The organism is Vibrio tapetis subsp. quintayensis (assembly GCF_030409945.1).
GTDB lineage: Bacteria > Pseudomonadota > Gammaproteobacteria > Enterobacterales > Vibrionaceae > Vibrio > Vibrio quintayensis.
Genome location: NZ_JAUFQV010000040.1, coordinates 1 through 15466 on the forward strand (window position 1 = coordinate 1; position 15466 = coordinate 15466).

General features: G+C 41.8%; 15 protein-coding genes and 1 pseudogene. 9 read left to right on the plus strand and 7 right to left on the minus strand.

What is annotated here, in order from left to right; translation table 11 throughout:
• Positions 1 to 233 precede the first annotated feature (233 nt).
• Together QWZ04_RS20670 and QWZ04_RS20675 are read left to right on the plus strand one after the other, a co-directional pair.
• The gene (locus tag QWZ04_RS20670) at positions 234 to 1865 is read left to right on the plus strand and encodes a site-specific integrase (RefSeq protein ID WP_290330147.1); all 1632 of its coding nucleotides are present in this window, start codon (positions 234 to 236) and stop codon (positions 1863 to 1865) included.
• 8 nt (positions 1866 to 1873) lie between these two features.
• Complete coding sequence (locus tag QWZ04_RS20675; RefSeq protein WP_104216213.1) at positions 1874 to 2362, plus strand: hypothetical protein; 489 nt, start codon at positions 1874 to 1876, stop codon at positions 2360 to 2362.
• Here the strand turns inward: QWZ04_RS20675 and QWZ04_RS20680 are convergent.
• The 3 genes and pseudogenes from QWZ04_RS20680 to QWZ04_RS20690 all read right to left on the minus strand — a co-directional run.
• Positions 2355 to 2603 (minus strand): plasmid replication protein RepB, encoded by a 249-nt coding sequence (locus QWZ04_RS20680; RefSeq protein WP_104216214.1) that lies wholly within the window; start codon positions 2601 to 2603, stop codon positions 2355 to 2357. The genes QWZ04_RS20675 and QWZ04_RS20680 overlap by 8 nt on opposite strands.
• 309 nt (positions 2604 to 2912) lie before the next feature.
• A complete protein-coding gene (gene grcA / locus QWZ04_RS20685) occupies positions 2913 to 3290 on the minus strand; it encodes an autonomous glycyl radical cofactor GrcA (protein WP_104216215.1) in 378 nt (125 codons plus the stop codon).
• 190 nt (positions 3291 to 3480) lie between these two features.
• Positions 3481 to 3693: pseudogene (locus QWZ04_RS20690) on the minus strand (autonomous glycyl radical cofactor GrcA); the annotation flags it as partial.
• Between the two features lie 344 nt (positions 3694 to 4037).
• Here QWZ04_RS20690 and nfo point away from each other — a divergent pair.
• The 3 genes from nfo to QWZ04_RS20705 all read left to right on the plus strand — a co-directional run bounded on the left by nfo (position 4038) and on the right by QWZ04_RS20705 (position 6573).
• A complete protein-coding gene (gene nfo, locus QWZ04_RS20695; protein WP_435433642.1) occupies positions 4038 to 4889 on the plus strand; it encodes a deoxyribonuclease IV in 852 nt (283 codons plus the stop codon).
• A 350-nt stretch (positions 4890 to 5239) separates the two neighbouring features.
• The gene (gene ung / locus QWZ04_RS20700) at positions 5240 to 5914 is read left to right on the plus strand and encodes a uracil-DNA glycosylase (protein WP_290330149.1); all 675 of its coding nucleotides are present in this window, start codon (positions 5240 to 5242) and stop codon (positions 5912 to 5914) included.
• Between the two features lie 107 nt (positions 5915 to 6021).
• Complete coding sequence (locus QWZ04_RS20705) at positions 6022 to 6573, plus strand: hemerythrin domain-containing protein (RefSeq protein ID WP_290330150.1); 552 nt, start codon at positions 6022 to 6024, stop codon at positions 6571 to 6573.
• A 169-nt stretch (positions 6574 to 6742) separates the two neighbouring features.
• On the opposite strand, the gene QWZ04_RS20710 is transcribed toward QWZ04_RS20705, so the two are convergent.
• Positions 6743 to 6928, minus strand: coding sequence for a DUF3545 family protein (locus tag QWZ04_RS20710; RefSeq protein WP_102523042.1), 186 nt, complete (start codon positions 6926 to 6928; stop codon positions 6743 to 6745).
• A gap of 721 nt (positions 6929 to 7649) precedes the next feature.
• Between QWZ04_RS20710 and QWZ04_RS20715 the strand changes: the two genes are divergently transcribed.
• Both QWZ04_RS20715 and yaaA read left to right on the plus strand, forming a co-directional pair.
• A complete protein-coding gene (locus tag QWZ04_RS20715) occupies positions 7650 to 9080 on the plus strand; it encodes an alanine/glycine:cation symporter family protein (protein ID WP_290330152.1) in 1431 nt (476 codons plus the stop codon).
• 121 nt (positions 9081 to 9201) lie between these two features.
• Positions 9202 to 9978: a peroxide stress protein YaaA gene (yaaA, locus tag QWZ04_RS20720; protein ID WP_290330153.1), complete on the plus strand. Its 777-nt coding sequence runs from the start codon at positions 9202 to 9204 to the stop codon at positions 9976 to 9978.
• Between the two features lie 121 nt (positions 9979 to 10099).
• Here the strand turns inward: yaaA and srmB are convergent, their stop codons facing one another.
• Positions 10100 to 11338 (minus strand): ATP-dependent RNA helicase SrmB, encoded by a 1239-nt coding sequence (gene srmB / locus QWZ04_RS20725; RefSeq protein WP_290330154.1) that lies wholly within the window; start codon positions 11336 to 11338, stop codon positions 10100 to 10102.
• Between the two features lie 72 nt (positions 11339 to 11410).
• Positions 11411 to 12145, minus strand: a complete 735-nt coding sequence (locus tag QWZ04_RS20730; RefSeq protein ID WP_290330155.1) for a tRNA1(Val) (adenine(37)-N6)-methyltransferase — start codon at positions 12143 to 12145, stop codon at positions 11411 to 11413.
• A 289-nt stretch (positions 12146 to 12434) separates the two neighbouring features.
• On the opposite strand from QWZ04_RS20730, the gene brnQ reads away from it, so the two are divergent.
• Entirely contained in the window at positions 12435 to 13745 is a 1311-nt protein-coding gene (gene brnQ / locus QWZ04_RS20735) for a branched-chain amino acid transport system II carrier protein (protein ID WP_290330157.1), read from the plus strand.
• 122 nt (positions 13746 to 13867) lie between these two features.
• Here brnQ and fldB read toward each other — a convergent pair whose 3' ends face one another.
• Positions 13868 to 14386, minus strand: coding sequence for a flavodoxin FldB (gene fldB, locus QWZ04_RS20740; RefSeq protein ID WP_290330158.1), 519 nt, complete (start codon positions 14384 to 14386; stop codon positions 13868 to 13870).
• A gap of 151 nt (positions 14387 to 14537) precedes the next feature.
• On the opposite strand from fldB, the gene xerD reads away from it, so the two are divergent.
• Positions 14538 to 15446: a site-specific tyrosine recombinase XerD gene (gene xerD / locus QWZ04_RS20745; RefSeq protein WP_290330159.1), complete on the plus strand. Its 909-nt coding sequence runs from the start codon at positions 14538 to 14540 to the stop codon at positions 15444 to 15446.
• Positions 15447 to 15466 lie beyond the last annotated feature (20 nt).

A 15466-nucleotide genomic window follows, 5' to 3' on the forward strand; every position in this document is an offset into this window, starting at 1 on the left:
CAGAACGATTGTTCTGGTTAAACTCTAAGATCGTGGCCAATATTAGTTGACCACTACATACGGTTAGCAAGCTCACAGTAATAGCCAAACATGCTACAGAAATTGGGATTACTAGCTTTTCTGATATCGATGAAGATACCATATTTCGACTTCAAGAGAGCGGTCTGAACATTAACGTTAAGGGGAATAAAGTCTTATCTGCGATTAACAGGTTGGTTCAGTGCCAAGAGTCATTGCCTATCCAGATTGAGATAAATAAATCGTTGGAGCCGAAACATTTTAGCTTGCCAGTGTTACCGCCTGATCAACACTTTGCTATCCCATTCAGGATTTACTTTGAAATGGTGAATTGTGCTATTTCTGAAATTAGTGAAGCATACAAAAATAGAGTAGAGCTTGAAAATGCAGTTGAAGTTTTCCTGACTCATTCGAGTTCAGTAAAGTCTGAACTAATGAGAAAAGTTAGAAGAGGTGAGTTGTCACTGGAAAGCGCCATTCCAAGTGATTCTAAAGCTAACAGTATCCGTGAGGTGTTTGAAAGTGAAGGCATTCCAATCATTGACAATGAGCAAGAGCCGTTGTGGGAGGATGTTTGGGCAAGTTGTGTTGGCGCAAACTGGAATGGCTCTAAAGCTAGAGGTATTTGGGAAGATTTTCAGGTTAAAATTGGCTCGAAGTCTTTTCGAGTTAGGTCTGAGTTTTCAGAGTATCTTCGTGCTCTTAATTCCAATGCGGCATTTTTAGTGATGGCATTAAGTGGTATGAGAATTGGTGAGCTTTTTGGGATATCTCCCGTGTATGGTGCTCGGGATCATATTAAAATAGGAATTAATACTATTTATGCGCTTACAACAAAGCAGGAGAAGTTGACTCTAGATTCTCAGACTGCCGATGACGTCTATATAACAAATCGGACAGGCTTTAGGGCTTTTCATGTTCTCAACGCTATCCATCGACCTTATCGAAAGCGCTTTGAAGAAGGTTCCAACAGTACCTTCTTTGCAGCCTTAACAGAGGTGTACCACCCAAGACCTATTGAAAAGGTCGGATTAGGACAAACAATTAGAGAGACCATAAAGCGTTTATACAAAGATACATTTGTTTTGAACTCTCATGATTTAGATGCCCTTAGGGCATCTAATCCAGAACATAGCAGACTCCTTGAAGTTGGTGATAGTTTTCCTTATACAAACCACCAATGCCGAAGAAGTTTTGCGTTCTACCTGATTGGTCTAGAGTTAATGGACTTCCCACAGTTAAAGCAACAATTGGGTCATATATCTATTGCTATGACACGTTGGTACGCAAAAAATGCACACTCATTGAAGAAAATTTTTGGTGAAATTAAAGAGGAAAGAGAGGAGCGTTCAGCTAGAGTAATGTCTCGCACCTATAACAAGTTAGCAAACAAAGAGCGCTTGGCTGGAGGGTTAGGTAAAAATCTTTTGAAGGAAGTTATTGAGAACGCTAATTTTTTTGACCAAGGCGTTAATGGCAGAAAACTTTTACCTAGATTTTGGAAAGAGGAAATCAGAACTGGTAAGGTGCATGTCCATGTGATTGGGAAGGGTATGTACTGCACAAAGAGGCAGTGCGCAATGAGAGCTGCTATTGATCTTTCAGAATGTACTGATTGTGGCTGGGATATTATTGAAGATGCAAGCGAGGCTGAATCTATACGAATGACGGCTATGAGAGACCTACTAATTTTACAGGAATCGGGGGAGCTTAATGGCAGTTCAGCTTCGAAGTATGTGATGGACATACGCTCGGCAGAGAAAATCATGTCTGATCTAAACTTCCCATATGAAGTCTTTGAGATACCAGATGATGTATCTCAGTTAATCCCTGTACAAAACATATAGAGGTAACTATGGCTCGTAACAAGGATGCTTCTCGTAAGGCACTACTCGATGCAATCTCTAGAATTAAAGAGCAGACCTACACGCATAAAGATCTGAAAAAGAAAAATGTTGTAAAACTAAACAAGTCAAATGTCGAAAAGGAAGCTGGACTATCTGTTGGCGCTCTTCGTCATCACCCTGATATTGTTAAGTTGATAGAGAACCCTAGCCCTAACAAGAATCATAGTGATGATGTAGCGAGCTTGACTAAAAAGGTTGATAAACTGAAGGCTTTAAATGGAGAGCTAAAAGCCGAGAGTGCCCGTGATAAAAAGGATGCAGAGCAAGCAAAACAGACCCTAAAAGAGTATCAGTCTGAGTATCATCAAACAGTAACAGCTTTGTTCTTTAAAATACCGATCAATGAAAGAGAGGAGGCAATAAAGTCACTTGATGACTCCTCTTTGAACGGAGAAGTAACGAATATAAATGAATATAGGCGTGTAGCGCCTATCTAACTAGCTCTGGAAACTTTACTGACACTTCAATAAAGCCAATTTTGCGTGCAACTTTCGCTGCTGCATCAATGGTTTTGAATTTTCTAGCATCATCTCCACGTTGTGGAGTAACGGTGTATTGTGTTGACTTGTTCTTCCCTTGTAGCATTAGATTCCAATCTGTGCCAAATGCTTCTGGAACTACAATGGCTTTGGTTAATTCACCTGCTTGAAATCTGATTTCTAGCTCAGCTTGTTGCATATCGAGTGCATCCAAATAATTCAATGAATATCACTACAATACGACAAAGATTGGAATTCATCAATACGGAGTTGTGAGTCATCAAAAGCTAAATTTGATTTCAGTGTCGTTTATCTATAACGAAGTATCAAGATTGGGAATTGATGTGGATTTAAGCGACTGGACAGAAGAAGGTAGTAGGTTTCAATGTATGTAGGAGTGCATATTAAATTGGTGTGGATTAAATAAGTTGTTTAGTAATGGTGTTAGCAAAATCGATCAATAGAAAAAGGCGCTAATTGCGCCTTTATCATTCATTGTACTTAGCTCTTATAGAGACTCTGTGAAAGTACGTGCGATAACGTCACGTTGTTGTTCTTGAGTTAGAGAGTTGAAGCGAACAGCGTAACCCGATACACGGATTGTTAGCTGAGGGTAGTTCTCAGGGTTAGCTACTGCATCTTCTAAAGTCTCACGTTTTAAGACGTTCACGTTCAAATGCTGGCCGCCTTCGATCTTCGCTGGGACTTCAATAGCAACGTCACGAGACTCGTATTCGCCTAGATCTGCTGATGGAACTACTTGGTCTGCTTCGTAGCCTTCAACTGCAACAACACAACGTGCTTCGTTCTTTTCTGTATCTAGCAACCAGATTGAGTTAAGTAGAGAATCGTTAGCTGCTTTAGTGATTTGGATACCTTGGATCATATGGATTTCCTTTTAATTTTTGATTTGATTTTTATGACTTAAAGCATGACTCTAAGTGCTGACTTCTTAAAAAAACATGACTAATAAAAAATATGAGATTTTTCTCTCTTTATGACTATCAAATCCATTGTTGATAAAGGGCTTGATGCGATTAAGTCATACTTTTTAGTAGTTAGGCTTTCCAATATTAAAGGTGTTGACCACCTTCAATGCGAGGAGCTGTTTCAATAGCAACTTCACGGCTTTCGTACTCACCTAGGTCAGCAGCTGAAACAACTTGATCAGCTTCGTAGCCTGATGTTGCTGCAACACAACGTGCTTCGTTCTTTTCGCTATCCAGTAACCAGATAGAGTTAAGAAGATTATCATTTGCTGCTTTAGTGATTTGAATACCTTGAATCATAACTTTCTCCTAGTCCACTTTCGTGGCTGTTATAGTGGTGTTAATTTTCGAATTATTGTTGAGCTACGGTTATTATATAGCTAATGTCCACTATAATAATATTGATTTAGATCAAAAGACAACTAAAAACCATAATTATTTTACGGTAAAAAGATTGAGTTAAATCAATAAATGCTTAAAAAACAGTGTAAGTACAAAATATTTGATACTATAAAAAATAGTTTAATTGGTATTTTGTGGTAATTTTACTACAAAATATACACAATTTAGGTCATATCAACGGTAAGTCATTGCTTCTTACTTTAAAGATGAAAGTGATTACAAAAACAAATTACAGAGGGTTTATGAAGTTAATTGGGGCACATGTATCGGCTGCGGGTGGTGTTGATAATGCACCGATGCGTGCAAGAGAGATTGGTGCAAACGCATTTGCGCTATTTACAAAAAACCAGCGGCAATGGGTGGCAAAACCACTAGATGCAAAAACCATATCTGCATTTAAAGCGAACTGTAAGATGTTGGGGTTTGGCCCAGAAAGTATTTTGCCCCATGATTCTTATCTGATTAATTTGGGTGCCCCTGAAGAAGAAAAGCTGCAAAAATCTCGTGATGCTTTTATCGATGAAATGGAGCGTTGTCATCAGCTGGGTTTGTACTTATTGAACTTTCACCCAGGCAGTCATTTAAAGAAAATCTCTGAGTCTGACTGTTTGGCTCGTATTGCTGAGTCAATCAATTTGGCTCATCAAGCCGTTCCGGATGTCGTTGCAGTGATCGAAAATACGGCAGGGCAAGGAACCAATTTGGGTTGGCGTTTTGAGCACCTAGCGGAAATCATCAACCAAGTTGAAGATAAGCAAAGGGTCGGAGTTTGCCTCGATACTTGCCACACATTCACCGCAGGTTACGATCTTCGCACTAAAGAAGCCTGTGAAGCGACGTTCGCGCAGTTTGATCAAGTGGTGGGTATGCACTATTTGAAAGCAATGCACATTAATGATTCTAAAGTAGAATTTGCAAGTCGGGTGGATAGACATCATTCATTAGGCAAGGGGGAGATTGGCTGGCCGTGTTTCGAATACATCATGCAAGATGAACGATTTAATTCTATCCCATTGATTTTAGAAACAATTGAGCCGTCAATTTGGCCGGATGAAATACAACAGTTACGTCGTTTTGAGAAAAAACTAGCGTAATTTTATTTACTTAGTAGGCCGGGGTGAAAAACTGGCATCATTCTTTCATAGATCCTATTACCGCTAGCTGGTGAGTACGAGATAACTTGTCAACAAAGCTAGCAACCGACTTGTTTTACGGTCTGTAGGAGAACGTTATGATGTCATTTTTAAAAACGAATGCAGCAATTCAGCCTCGCAATATTCCGGTACCAAATCGACCTATTCAAGGCCGCGGCCACTGGAGAACCCCTCAGAAGACTTACTAAGATAAATTTTGCTTGGTTTGATCTTTGTTAGATCACAAGCCCTATAGCACCTCGTAATTAAATCTGGTTACAATACATCAGAATTAATAGCGAGGTGTTTTTATGTCCGTCCATAAAACGTGGCAAGATGTGATTTCTGAACAGCAACAGCAGGAATACTTTCAACAAACTTTGGCATTTGTTAAGCAAGAGCGCGACTCTGGAAAAACCATATTTCCTCCAACCAATGAGGTGTTTGGTGCCTTTGATGTAACGCCTCTTACGCAGGTTAAGGTTGTCATCCTAGGCCAGGATCCCTACCACGGGTTAGGGCAAGCGCACGGATTATGTTTCTCTGTCCGCCCTGACATTAAGACGCCGCCGTCTCTTGTTAATATATACAAAGAGTTGATGCAGGACATCGACGGATTCTGTACCCCCTCTCATGGCTATTTACAAAGCTGGGCTAAGCAAGGTGTGCTGTTATTGAACACGGTGCTGACTGTCGAGCAAGGCAATGCGCACTCTCATGCAAAGTGTGGCTGGGAGACTTTTACTGACAAGATCATTGCTGAGTTAAATGAAAAAGACGATGAGATTATCTTTTTGTTGTGGGGCGCTCATGCTCAAAAGAAAGGTAAAATGATAAGTCGTGATAGGCACCATGTGTTGACGGCTCCTCATCCCTCTCCTTTGTCTGCCCATCGCGGATTTTTTGGTTGTGGTCACTTTTCTAAAGTAAATCAAATTCTTGATGATATGGGTAAAGAGCAAATTAATTGGCAGCCCATTCTGTAAGTGTTGTTTTTTTAATCAGCATCAAGGTATCGGTTTTGATTGTTCGCTAGTCTGTACTCTAAAGGAGCTTCTTTTGATAAACATAAGAATAAAGAGGAATGGACGCGATGATGTTAGAACGGATACGTCGAGAGCACGGTTATATGATGCGACTGTTGGCCATTTTAAACAAAAAGCTAGTAGCGCTTCGTAATGAGCAGTCAGTAAATTATTCTCTGCTTAAAGAGGTGGTGGATTATCTAAGTAATCACTCGGAAAAAGTGCACCACCCGAAAGAAGACATCTTATATCTTTATTATCAGGCTCATTATAAAGACATTGGTACCATTAAAAATTTAGAACAAGAGCATAAAGACCTTTCTGGCTTAACGGATGACTTCCTAAATACGATCGACATGATTTTGCAAGACGCGGTAGTGCCATTGGACATGTTTGCTGATCGCTTAGAAGAGTTCATCACTCGCCAGAAACAGCATCTAGAAATTGAAGAAAAAGAGATCTTGCCACTGATTGACAAGCACTTTACTCATGAAGATTGGAAAGCAGTCGAACTGCAATGGCAAGCGGAAGATGACGACCCAGTATTTGGTGAAACGATCGCCGAGCGCTACAAGCAGTTGGCCGAAAGGGTTAAAGCTTCTGATTTAGTTGAAAATTGATAGGTAAGCTTTAGGGGCTCGGTGCGATAAGCCAAAGTAGGTAAAAAAAATAGGCATTATTCGTTTAGAATGATGCCTATTTCCCATTAATTGTTAGCAAGTTATATCAACAATTTGCGTAAAATTGCTGAATGGTTGATAAAAGTCTAACTGATTTAGTTAGTTGAGTTTATAGATCTATGTCGTCAAGGTCGTAACTTTGACAAGCATCTAGGTCCATCAATTCGCGCTGTAAACGTTGTCTATCTTTTATTGCTTCTATTTCTCGCCATTTACGTTTAACGGGTTTGCTTCTCGTTGAACGAGAGCTGTGGTTATCCATTGTCATAATATCTTCGAGTTGAAAGCCATCCATATGCAACCTCTCTAGTTATTGAAACTCCACGTGAGCCTTTTAAGTATCACAATTGGCTTAAGCATATCCTTGACGTATTTCTCATTTGCTTCTCTTTTATGAAGCTTTTATGAGAACTATTGCAGCACTCACAATTTCCACGGATAAAATTGGCTAAAAAACAAGCAAGTGAAAATTTTTTTCAATTATTTTATCCGGCTTAGATATGTTAAATCAGGCTGAGCAATAATTTGGCGATTAGGATTCGAACGGAAAATGACAGGATAGGAATTTTGGGGAAAGGAATGAATCCATACTCCAATGAGGGGTAATTCGGTTTTCCATTGGCACATAAAGGGTTTGAGAGGGTTTGTTGTTGCAAATTTATAATGGCAGCCGTGATATGAACTCTGTCAATAAATCTTGGCTTTTTGTTCCTTTGTTTTCCATTTTAACTTGTTATATCTGTTAACAAGGTAACCGTTTGCAGTGAAATATCGTATTGATACTTTATCGTTTGCATATTGATTTTTCCGGCCGTAATCCGCATTATCCCCCGCGGTTAAAATAATCATAACTGGCAATTTCCATAAAACGCCAGAATCAATGCAGGCATTTTTGGTGCGTACAGTAAGGGGAATATTCATCTCCTTACCGTTGTTTATCCACCATGTCGACAGGCAAATACAGGGAGTACACATTTTCAGTGTGCTGGTGTCATAAACTCAATTTCGAGGTTAGCGTGACAGATTTAATCAATTTAATGAACGATCTTCTTTGGGGATCGATTTTAGTTTATCTTTTGGTCGGTGTTGGTATCTACTTTACGGTACGACTCGGCTTCATCCAATTCAGACATTTTGGACACATGTTCTCTGTGCTGAAAAACAGCCGTAAATCCGACAAAGCAGGGATCTCATCTTTCCAAGCACTATGTACATCTTTAGCTGCTCGTGTTGGTACTGGTAACATGGCCGGTGTTGCCGTAGCACTGACTGCTGGTGGCCCAGGTGCGATTTTCTGGATGTGGCTGATTGCCATGCTTGGTATGGCGACGTCGTTTGCCGAAAGTACTCTTGCTCAGCTATACAAAACACGTGATAACGATGGCAACTACCGTGGTGGCCCAGCTTATTACATGGAAAAAGGACTAGGGATGCGCTGGATGGGCGTCTTGTTCTCTATCTTCCTTATTATTGCTTTTGGTTTGGTATTCAACGCGGTTCAAGCGAACTCAATTGTTGGTGCGATGCACACAGCGTTTGGTTTTGAGCCATTGTATGTAGGTTTAGGCCTAGTTGCATTGTCTTCGTTTATCATTTTTGGTGGTATTCGTAAGATAGCCCGTACGGCGGAACTTATCGTGCCAGTTATGGCATTGGCGTATTTAGCGATAGCTGTTTACATCATGCTGACCAACTTAGACAAGTTACCCGACGTATTGAGCCTTATCTTTAAGAGTGCTTTTGGCATGCAAGAAGCGGCAGCTGGTGGTCTTGGTTACGCAATTGCACAAGCAATGATTAACGGTATTAAACGTGGTCTGTTCTCGAACGAAGCGGGTATGGGTTCTGCGCCAAACGCAGCAGCTTCCGCGACACCGTATCCTCCGCATCCTGCATCTCAAGGCTATGTTCAGATGCTAGGTGTGTTTGTTGATACTGTGGTTATCTGTTCTGCTACGGTTGCCATTATTTTAATGTCTGGTGAATACGTACCTCATGGTGAGATCACCGGTATTGAACTAACACAGCGAGCAATGACGAGCCAAGTCGGTGACTGGGGGGGGATTTTTGTTGCTGTAGCGATTTTCTTCTTCGCATTTACTTCAATCATTGCAAACTACTCGTACGCAGAAACTAACATCATTTTCCTTGAGCATAACAAGAAGGTGGGTCTCAATATCTTCCGTGTTGTGGTTATGGGCATGGTGATGTTTGGTTCAATGGCTTCGTTGCCTACCGTATGGGGCCTAGCGGATGTGTCGATGGGCTTGATGGCCATTGTCAACTTAGTGGCAATTTTGCTGCTGTCTGGCATCGTGGTTAAGTTAGCAAAAGATTACAATCAGCAATTGAAAGACGGCAAAGTCCCTACTTTTGATTCGAATGATTTCCCTGAGCTTAAATCTCAGCTTGAAGACGGCATTTGGGATAACAACAAAAAAGACTGATAGCTTAAGATTGATAGCTCACGTCAATTGAAATGATAGATAAGGCCATGTGCAGTTTATAATGACTGGGCATGGCTTTTTTTATACCCTAAGACAAAATAATCAATGAAAGAGTAAAGTCATGCTAATTGTTGTATCACCGGCTAAAACCCTAGACTACGAGTCGCCATTGGCGACAGAGCAATTCACGCTTCCTGAATTGGTTGATCACAGCGCTGAGTTGATGAAAGAGTGCCGCAAGCTTTCTCCGTCAGATATTGCAGGTTTGATGAAAGTGAGTGACAAAATTGCAGGCCTCAATGTGGCGCGTTTTGAACAATGGAGCCCAGACTTTACTTTTGATAACGCTCGTCAAGCAGTACTGGCGTTTAAAGGCGACGTATACACTGGTCTTGATGCGCAAAGTTTCTCAGAACAAGATTTTAAATACGCTCAGCAGCATTTAAGAATGCTTTCGGGCTTGTACGGATTGCTAAAACCGTTGGATCTTATGCAGCCATACCGATTGGAGATGGGTACTAAGCTCTCAAACGAACGAGGAAGTAACCTTTATCAATTCTGGGGCTCTATCATTACAGATAAGCTTAACGACGCTGTGAGCGCACAAGGGGACCAAACATTGGTAAACTTGGCGTCGAATGAATATTTCAAAGCAGTGAAGCCAAAATTACTTGATGCAACGGTTATCACCCCAGTGTTTAAAGATTGCAAAAATGGTCAGTACAAAGTGATCAGCTTCTTTGCTAAAAAAGCACGCGGTATGATGGCTCGATATATTATTCAAAACCAAATTAGCTCCGTTGAAAAACTCAAACAATTCGATGTGGCTGGTTACTACTTTGCCGAAGATGAATCGACAGAGACTAACTTGGTCTTTAAGCGCGAAGAGCAGAGCTAACAGCGAAGTACTAAAAGCTAAGCCCTAAGTACGAAGCTTAAGATAAAGATAAAAAAAAGCGCCCTGACGATGTCAGGGCGCTTTTTAATGAACTTAGCTTTTAGTACCTAGCTTTTAGCACTTATTTCTTCTTCTTTTTCACTGTCTTTTTCTTGGCGTTTTCTTTCGCTTTCTTCTTAGCGTTTTTCTTCGTCTTATTCTTAAATACAGGCTTCTTGTGAGTCGGGCGCATGCCTTCTACGAAACGCTCTTTGATCTCTTCTTTGATGTAACGCTCGACGCGAGACAGCATTGGATGATCGTGCATTTCTACTAGAGAAAGTGCGTTGCCTTTTTTACCAGCACGCGCGGTGCGTCCAATACGGTGTACGTAAACGTCTGCGCTACGAGGCATGTCATAGTTGATGACGTGGCTTACGTCTGGTAAATCAATACCACGAGCAGCAACGTCAGTTGCGAGTAAGATGTTGATCTCACCATCACGGAAACGACGAATTGCATTGTTACGACGCTCTTGAGGCATTTCGCCTTGAATCCAAGCACACGGGATCTGAGCGCTTTCGAGTTGTGCTCTAAGCTCAGCTAGGCGATCACGTGTTTTAACAAAAACGATGCTGCGTTCTGCTTGGTTAGAAAGAATTTCTTTTAACAGTGCCAGTTTATGTTCAGCGGTGTCACAGCGGTGATACCACTGAGTGATTGGCTTGCGTTCGCGGCGTGGTGGCTCTGCTGCAAGTTCAGCTGGGTTATTCAGTAGATCCGCTGTGAAACCAGCAACACCGCGACCTTCCAATGTTGCAGAGAACAACATGGACTGTTTACGCCAGCGACACTCAGCCGAAAGACGATCTACCACTGGGCCAAAACCCATGTCTAGCATGCGGTCGGCTTCATCTAGAATTAGCCATTCAATCGCACGGCAATCAAAACGCTCTGACTCGATGTATTCCATCAAACGGCCCGGTGTGGCCACGACGATGTCTTGAGTTTTGGACAGAATATCAGCGTGATCTTGGTACATCACACCACCAGTAATGGTGATGATGTTTAAGTTAGTGTGTTTCGCCATTGCGCGTGCATGATCAGCTACTTGCATCGCTAATTCACGAGTGGGCGTTAGGATCAGCATACGTGCTGGGCCTGCTTTCTTACGTGGGAAATCAAGTAAGTATTGCAGCGCAGGGATGATGAATGCAGCGGTTTTACCCGTTCCCGTTGGCGCAGAAGCAAGAATGTCTTTACCTTCTAGAGCTTGCGGGATCGCTTGAGCTTGAATATCGGTAGGGCGCTCGTAACCCATATCTTCGATAGCGGCAAGGATGTTTGAATCGAGGTCGAGTTCAGCAAAGGTTCTGATCACAGTTGTTCTCCACAAGCGAGAAGTAAAAAATTATTTGGGCGCGAATTATAGAGGTAATCATGGTTTGGATCACTACATCTTTAAGTAAAAGTCACGTGTTAAGGAAATAAAGTCATCACTGTATTGCTCTTGAGTATGGATAACTAGCTCATTTATAAGTGTTTCTGATGGTTTTTTACTCAATTCAAATAAAAGTCGAGATACGGGTTTTCGAGTACTTGTTTTGACTTCACAGTAGCGACTTAAATGCCAGCCTAGAGGTAGGGAGAGATCAATGAATTGAGTTCCCTCCATTTTCGGTAAAATGAAGCTGGCACTACCGTGTGTATCGAGTAAATCCCAAGCTTTGAGCAATAATTCTTGGTGGGGTAGAGTATCCGTATGTCTCGCGACGGCGCGTTGTTGGACGCGGGCCTGTTCACCATGATTAAAGTAAGGCGGATTACAGATAATGTGATCGAACGTTGCCTTTGGTTGCCAAGTTAAAATGTTCTGATGCTTTAGGGTTAAGCGATCATGCCATTGGCTATGGGTGAAATTATGTGCGGCGGCATGATAAGCGTGATTATTTAGCTCAATCGCGGTGATGCCTGCTTGACGGTTTCGTTGAGCACTCATGAGTGCAAGTAAGCCGGTTCCGGTGCCTATATCTAGGATTTTTTTCGAGTTTTCAATATTACTCCATGCGCCGAGTAATACACCGTCCGTGCTGACGGGCATGCCACTCATTCCTCCATAGATTGAAAACTGCTTAAAGTTAAAGTCTTTTGTGATTGCAGTTTTCTGATTGCTCGCTCGTTTATCCATAAGTTTCAATTGTTGCTCATTTATTGGTGAATGTTACTGCTATAGCTCTTCTTGTTGGGTTATTTATCTAAATATGATTGATCTTGTAAATTATTTTGGTGGTAAATAACACTGCTTTTTTGTCTATAACTAGTGAATGTATCTGCCTTAGGGTTTGTTTTGTGAATTATTGTTGTGTTTTTTGTCATTTGCTTGTTTGTTTTACTCTAATTGGTCATTATCTTCCGCCTTTATTCTAGACGAAAGCTTCAGAATAATGACAAACACAAGATTATTATAAGGGTTATCAGTGAATCAGAAATTAAAAACAACTGATGTTATCGCATTGGGCTTTATGCTCTTTGCATTCTTTTTGGGGGCAGGAAACATCATATTCCCCCCACTTGCAGGCCAGTTAGCCGGTGATCATGTATTGCCAGCGATGATCGGGTTTCTTATTACCGCGGTTGGGTTGCCTTTGCTCACTATTATTGCCATTGCAATCTCTGGTGGTACATGGGAACACCTTACTCAGCACTTGCCAAAAAAAGCGGCAATGATAATTGCTGTGCTTATTTTTATCATCATTGGCCCTGCATTTGCCGCTCCGCGTACTGGCTTAGTGGCGTACGAAATGGCGATAAAGCCGTTCATTCTTGATGCGAGCCAGCTTCATCTAACTCTTTTTTCCATTCTATTTTTTGCAGTGGCAATGTTCTTCGCTTGGTCTCAAGGGAAGCTCATCGACACCATTGGTAAGCTGTTAACGCCGGCATTATTTGTTGCTCTTATTGTGTTAGCTGTTTCTGTGTTCTTGTTCCCACAAGGAGACATCATGGCTGCTCAAGGTGATTATATCACTCAGCCACTGACGACAGGTTTCCTTGAAGGGTACAACACGATGGACACCTTTGGCGCGCTGATGTTTGGCATGTTGATTGTAGATGCTATCAGAAACAAAGGCATTACAGATCAAGCCTCCACGACTAAATATTTAGTGGGTGCGGCTGCCATCGCAGCAGCAGGCCTGGCATTTGTCTATGTGTCTTTATTCTATTTAGGTGCAACAAGTACAGCTGTTGCCGCCGGATCGGATAATGGTGGTGTGGTTTTAAGCTTGTATGTGCAATCTTTATTTGGTGGCTCTGGTCAAATCGTTCTGTCGTTGATCGTTTTACTGGCGTGCTTAACTACTGCGATTGGCCTTATTTCTGCGTGTTCAGATTACTTCAGTAGCTTAACGAAAGTTGGTTATAAAGCTTGGGTTGTGATCATTGGTGTAGCGTGTGCTGTTGTTGCTAATGTTGGTTTGTCGCAGCTGATTTCTTTGTCTGTGCCGGTTTTGTTTGCTCTTTACCCAATTGCAATTGCGTTGGTTATGTTGGCTTTCTTGCGTAATTACTTACCAAACCCAGCCGTAGCTTACCGAGTGGTTATCTTAGTATCGTTCTTATTTGCATTGCTCGATGCGGCTAAAGTTTCAGGCATTAACGTCAGCGCATTTAACATGCTGCCGTTGTTTGAAATTGGTATGGGTTGGTTACTGCCAACACTGGCTGCGACAGTTTCAATGTTCTTTATAGGCTCTCCTGCCAAAGAGCTTGCAAACGACGCGGCATAACAGCGCAGTCTATCTGCTTGCATAACAATGCCACTGACTCAGTCAGAATGCATACGAGTGTTAAAAAGGTTGGTGTGACAGCACCAACCTTTTTTATACATTGAGTCTTATATTGCTGCTGTTTACAAACTGTCGTGATATTCCGTTAGAATTTGTTCACACCATTGTTCTATGCGTTCATCACTAAGTTCATACTGTGAATCTTCATCAATCGCCAATCCGACAAAGTGACTTTCATCTTGTGTTAGCGCTTTCGATGCATCAAATTCATAGCCTGTCGTTGGCCAATAGCCAATGAATTTCACCCCAGTGTTTTCAAGTTCTTTGTGTAAAAGTCCCATCGCATCGAGGAACCATTCTCCATAGCCTTCTTGATCACCTAAGCCAAATAGAGCAACGTGCTTATTCTCAATCGCAATTCCGTCGATCTGCTGCCAAGCTGCACTCCAGTCTTCTTGAATTTCTCCGAAGTCCCAAGTTGAAATACCCAGTATCAGAAGATCGTATTCATTCATTTTGCTAAGAGGCGTTTCTTTGACATTGAAGATATCGACTAAGTCCTCACCAATGAAAGCACGAATTTTTTCTGCTGCCATTTCGGTGTAGCAAGTCGTTGAGCCGTAAAAAAGTCCAATTTTCATGTTCGAGTCAGGTTTATAGAGAAGATGACAAATTCTACCCAACTTTTAGACAAAATTGCATGGTTTATAGCGGCAATAATGATTTTTATAGCATTATCACTACCCCTCACATACTCTGTAGCGAGTATTTACTATTAGTGAAGGGCATAGCGTGTCGAACTCTAATCAAGCCGATCAAGCTTGGATTGAACAATTCCTAGATGCAATGTGGATGGAACGTGGTTTGTCAGATAATACGCTGGCTTCCTACCGAAATGATCTCTCAAAATTGCACCAATGGATGGAAGAGCGTAACTACCGATTGAGTTTTATCAGTACTTCTGGGCTTCAAGACTATCAAATGTGGTTAACTGACCAGGATTACAAGCAAACCTCTCGTGCTCGAATGTTATCTGCGATTCGTCGGTTGTTTCAGTATCTGCATAGAGAAAAAGCGCGTGCTGATGACCCCAGCGCATTACTGGTTAGCCCTAAGCTGCCACAACGATTACCAAAAGACTTATCAGAAGATCAAGTTGGTGCTTTGCTTGATGCGCCAGATACCAATAATCCTCTGGAATTACGAGACAAAGCCATGCTTGAATTACTCTACGCAACCGGGCTGCGTGTGACAGAGTTGGTAAGCTTGACCATGGAAAACGTCAGCCTGCGTCAAGGCGTAGTGAGAGTCATGGGTAAAGGCGGTAAAGAGCGTTTGGTGCCAATGGGAGAAAATGCTGTTGATTGGATTGAAACTTTTTTGCAGCAAGGTCGTCCAACATTATTAGGAGAAAACTCATCTGATGTGGTTTTTCCTAGTCGGCGCGCTAGACAAATGACTCGTCAGACATTTTGGCACCGGATCAAGTACTATGCTGCCATTGCTCAGATAGATGCAGAGACATTGTCTCCGCACGTATTGCGCCATGCTTTTGCTACGCACTTGCTAAATTACGGGGCAGATCTTAGAGTCGTACAAATGCTGCTTGGGCATAGTGACTTATCTACCACGCAAATTTATACTCACGTAGCAACAGAAAGACTGAAACAGATTCATCAACAGCACCACCCTCGTGCATAGTATTCGCTACTACTGTTCGT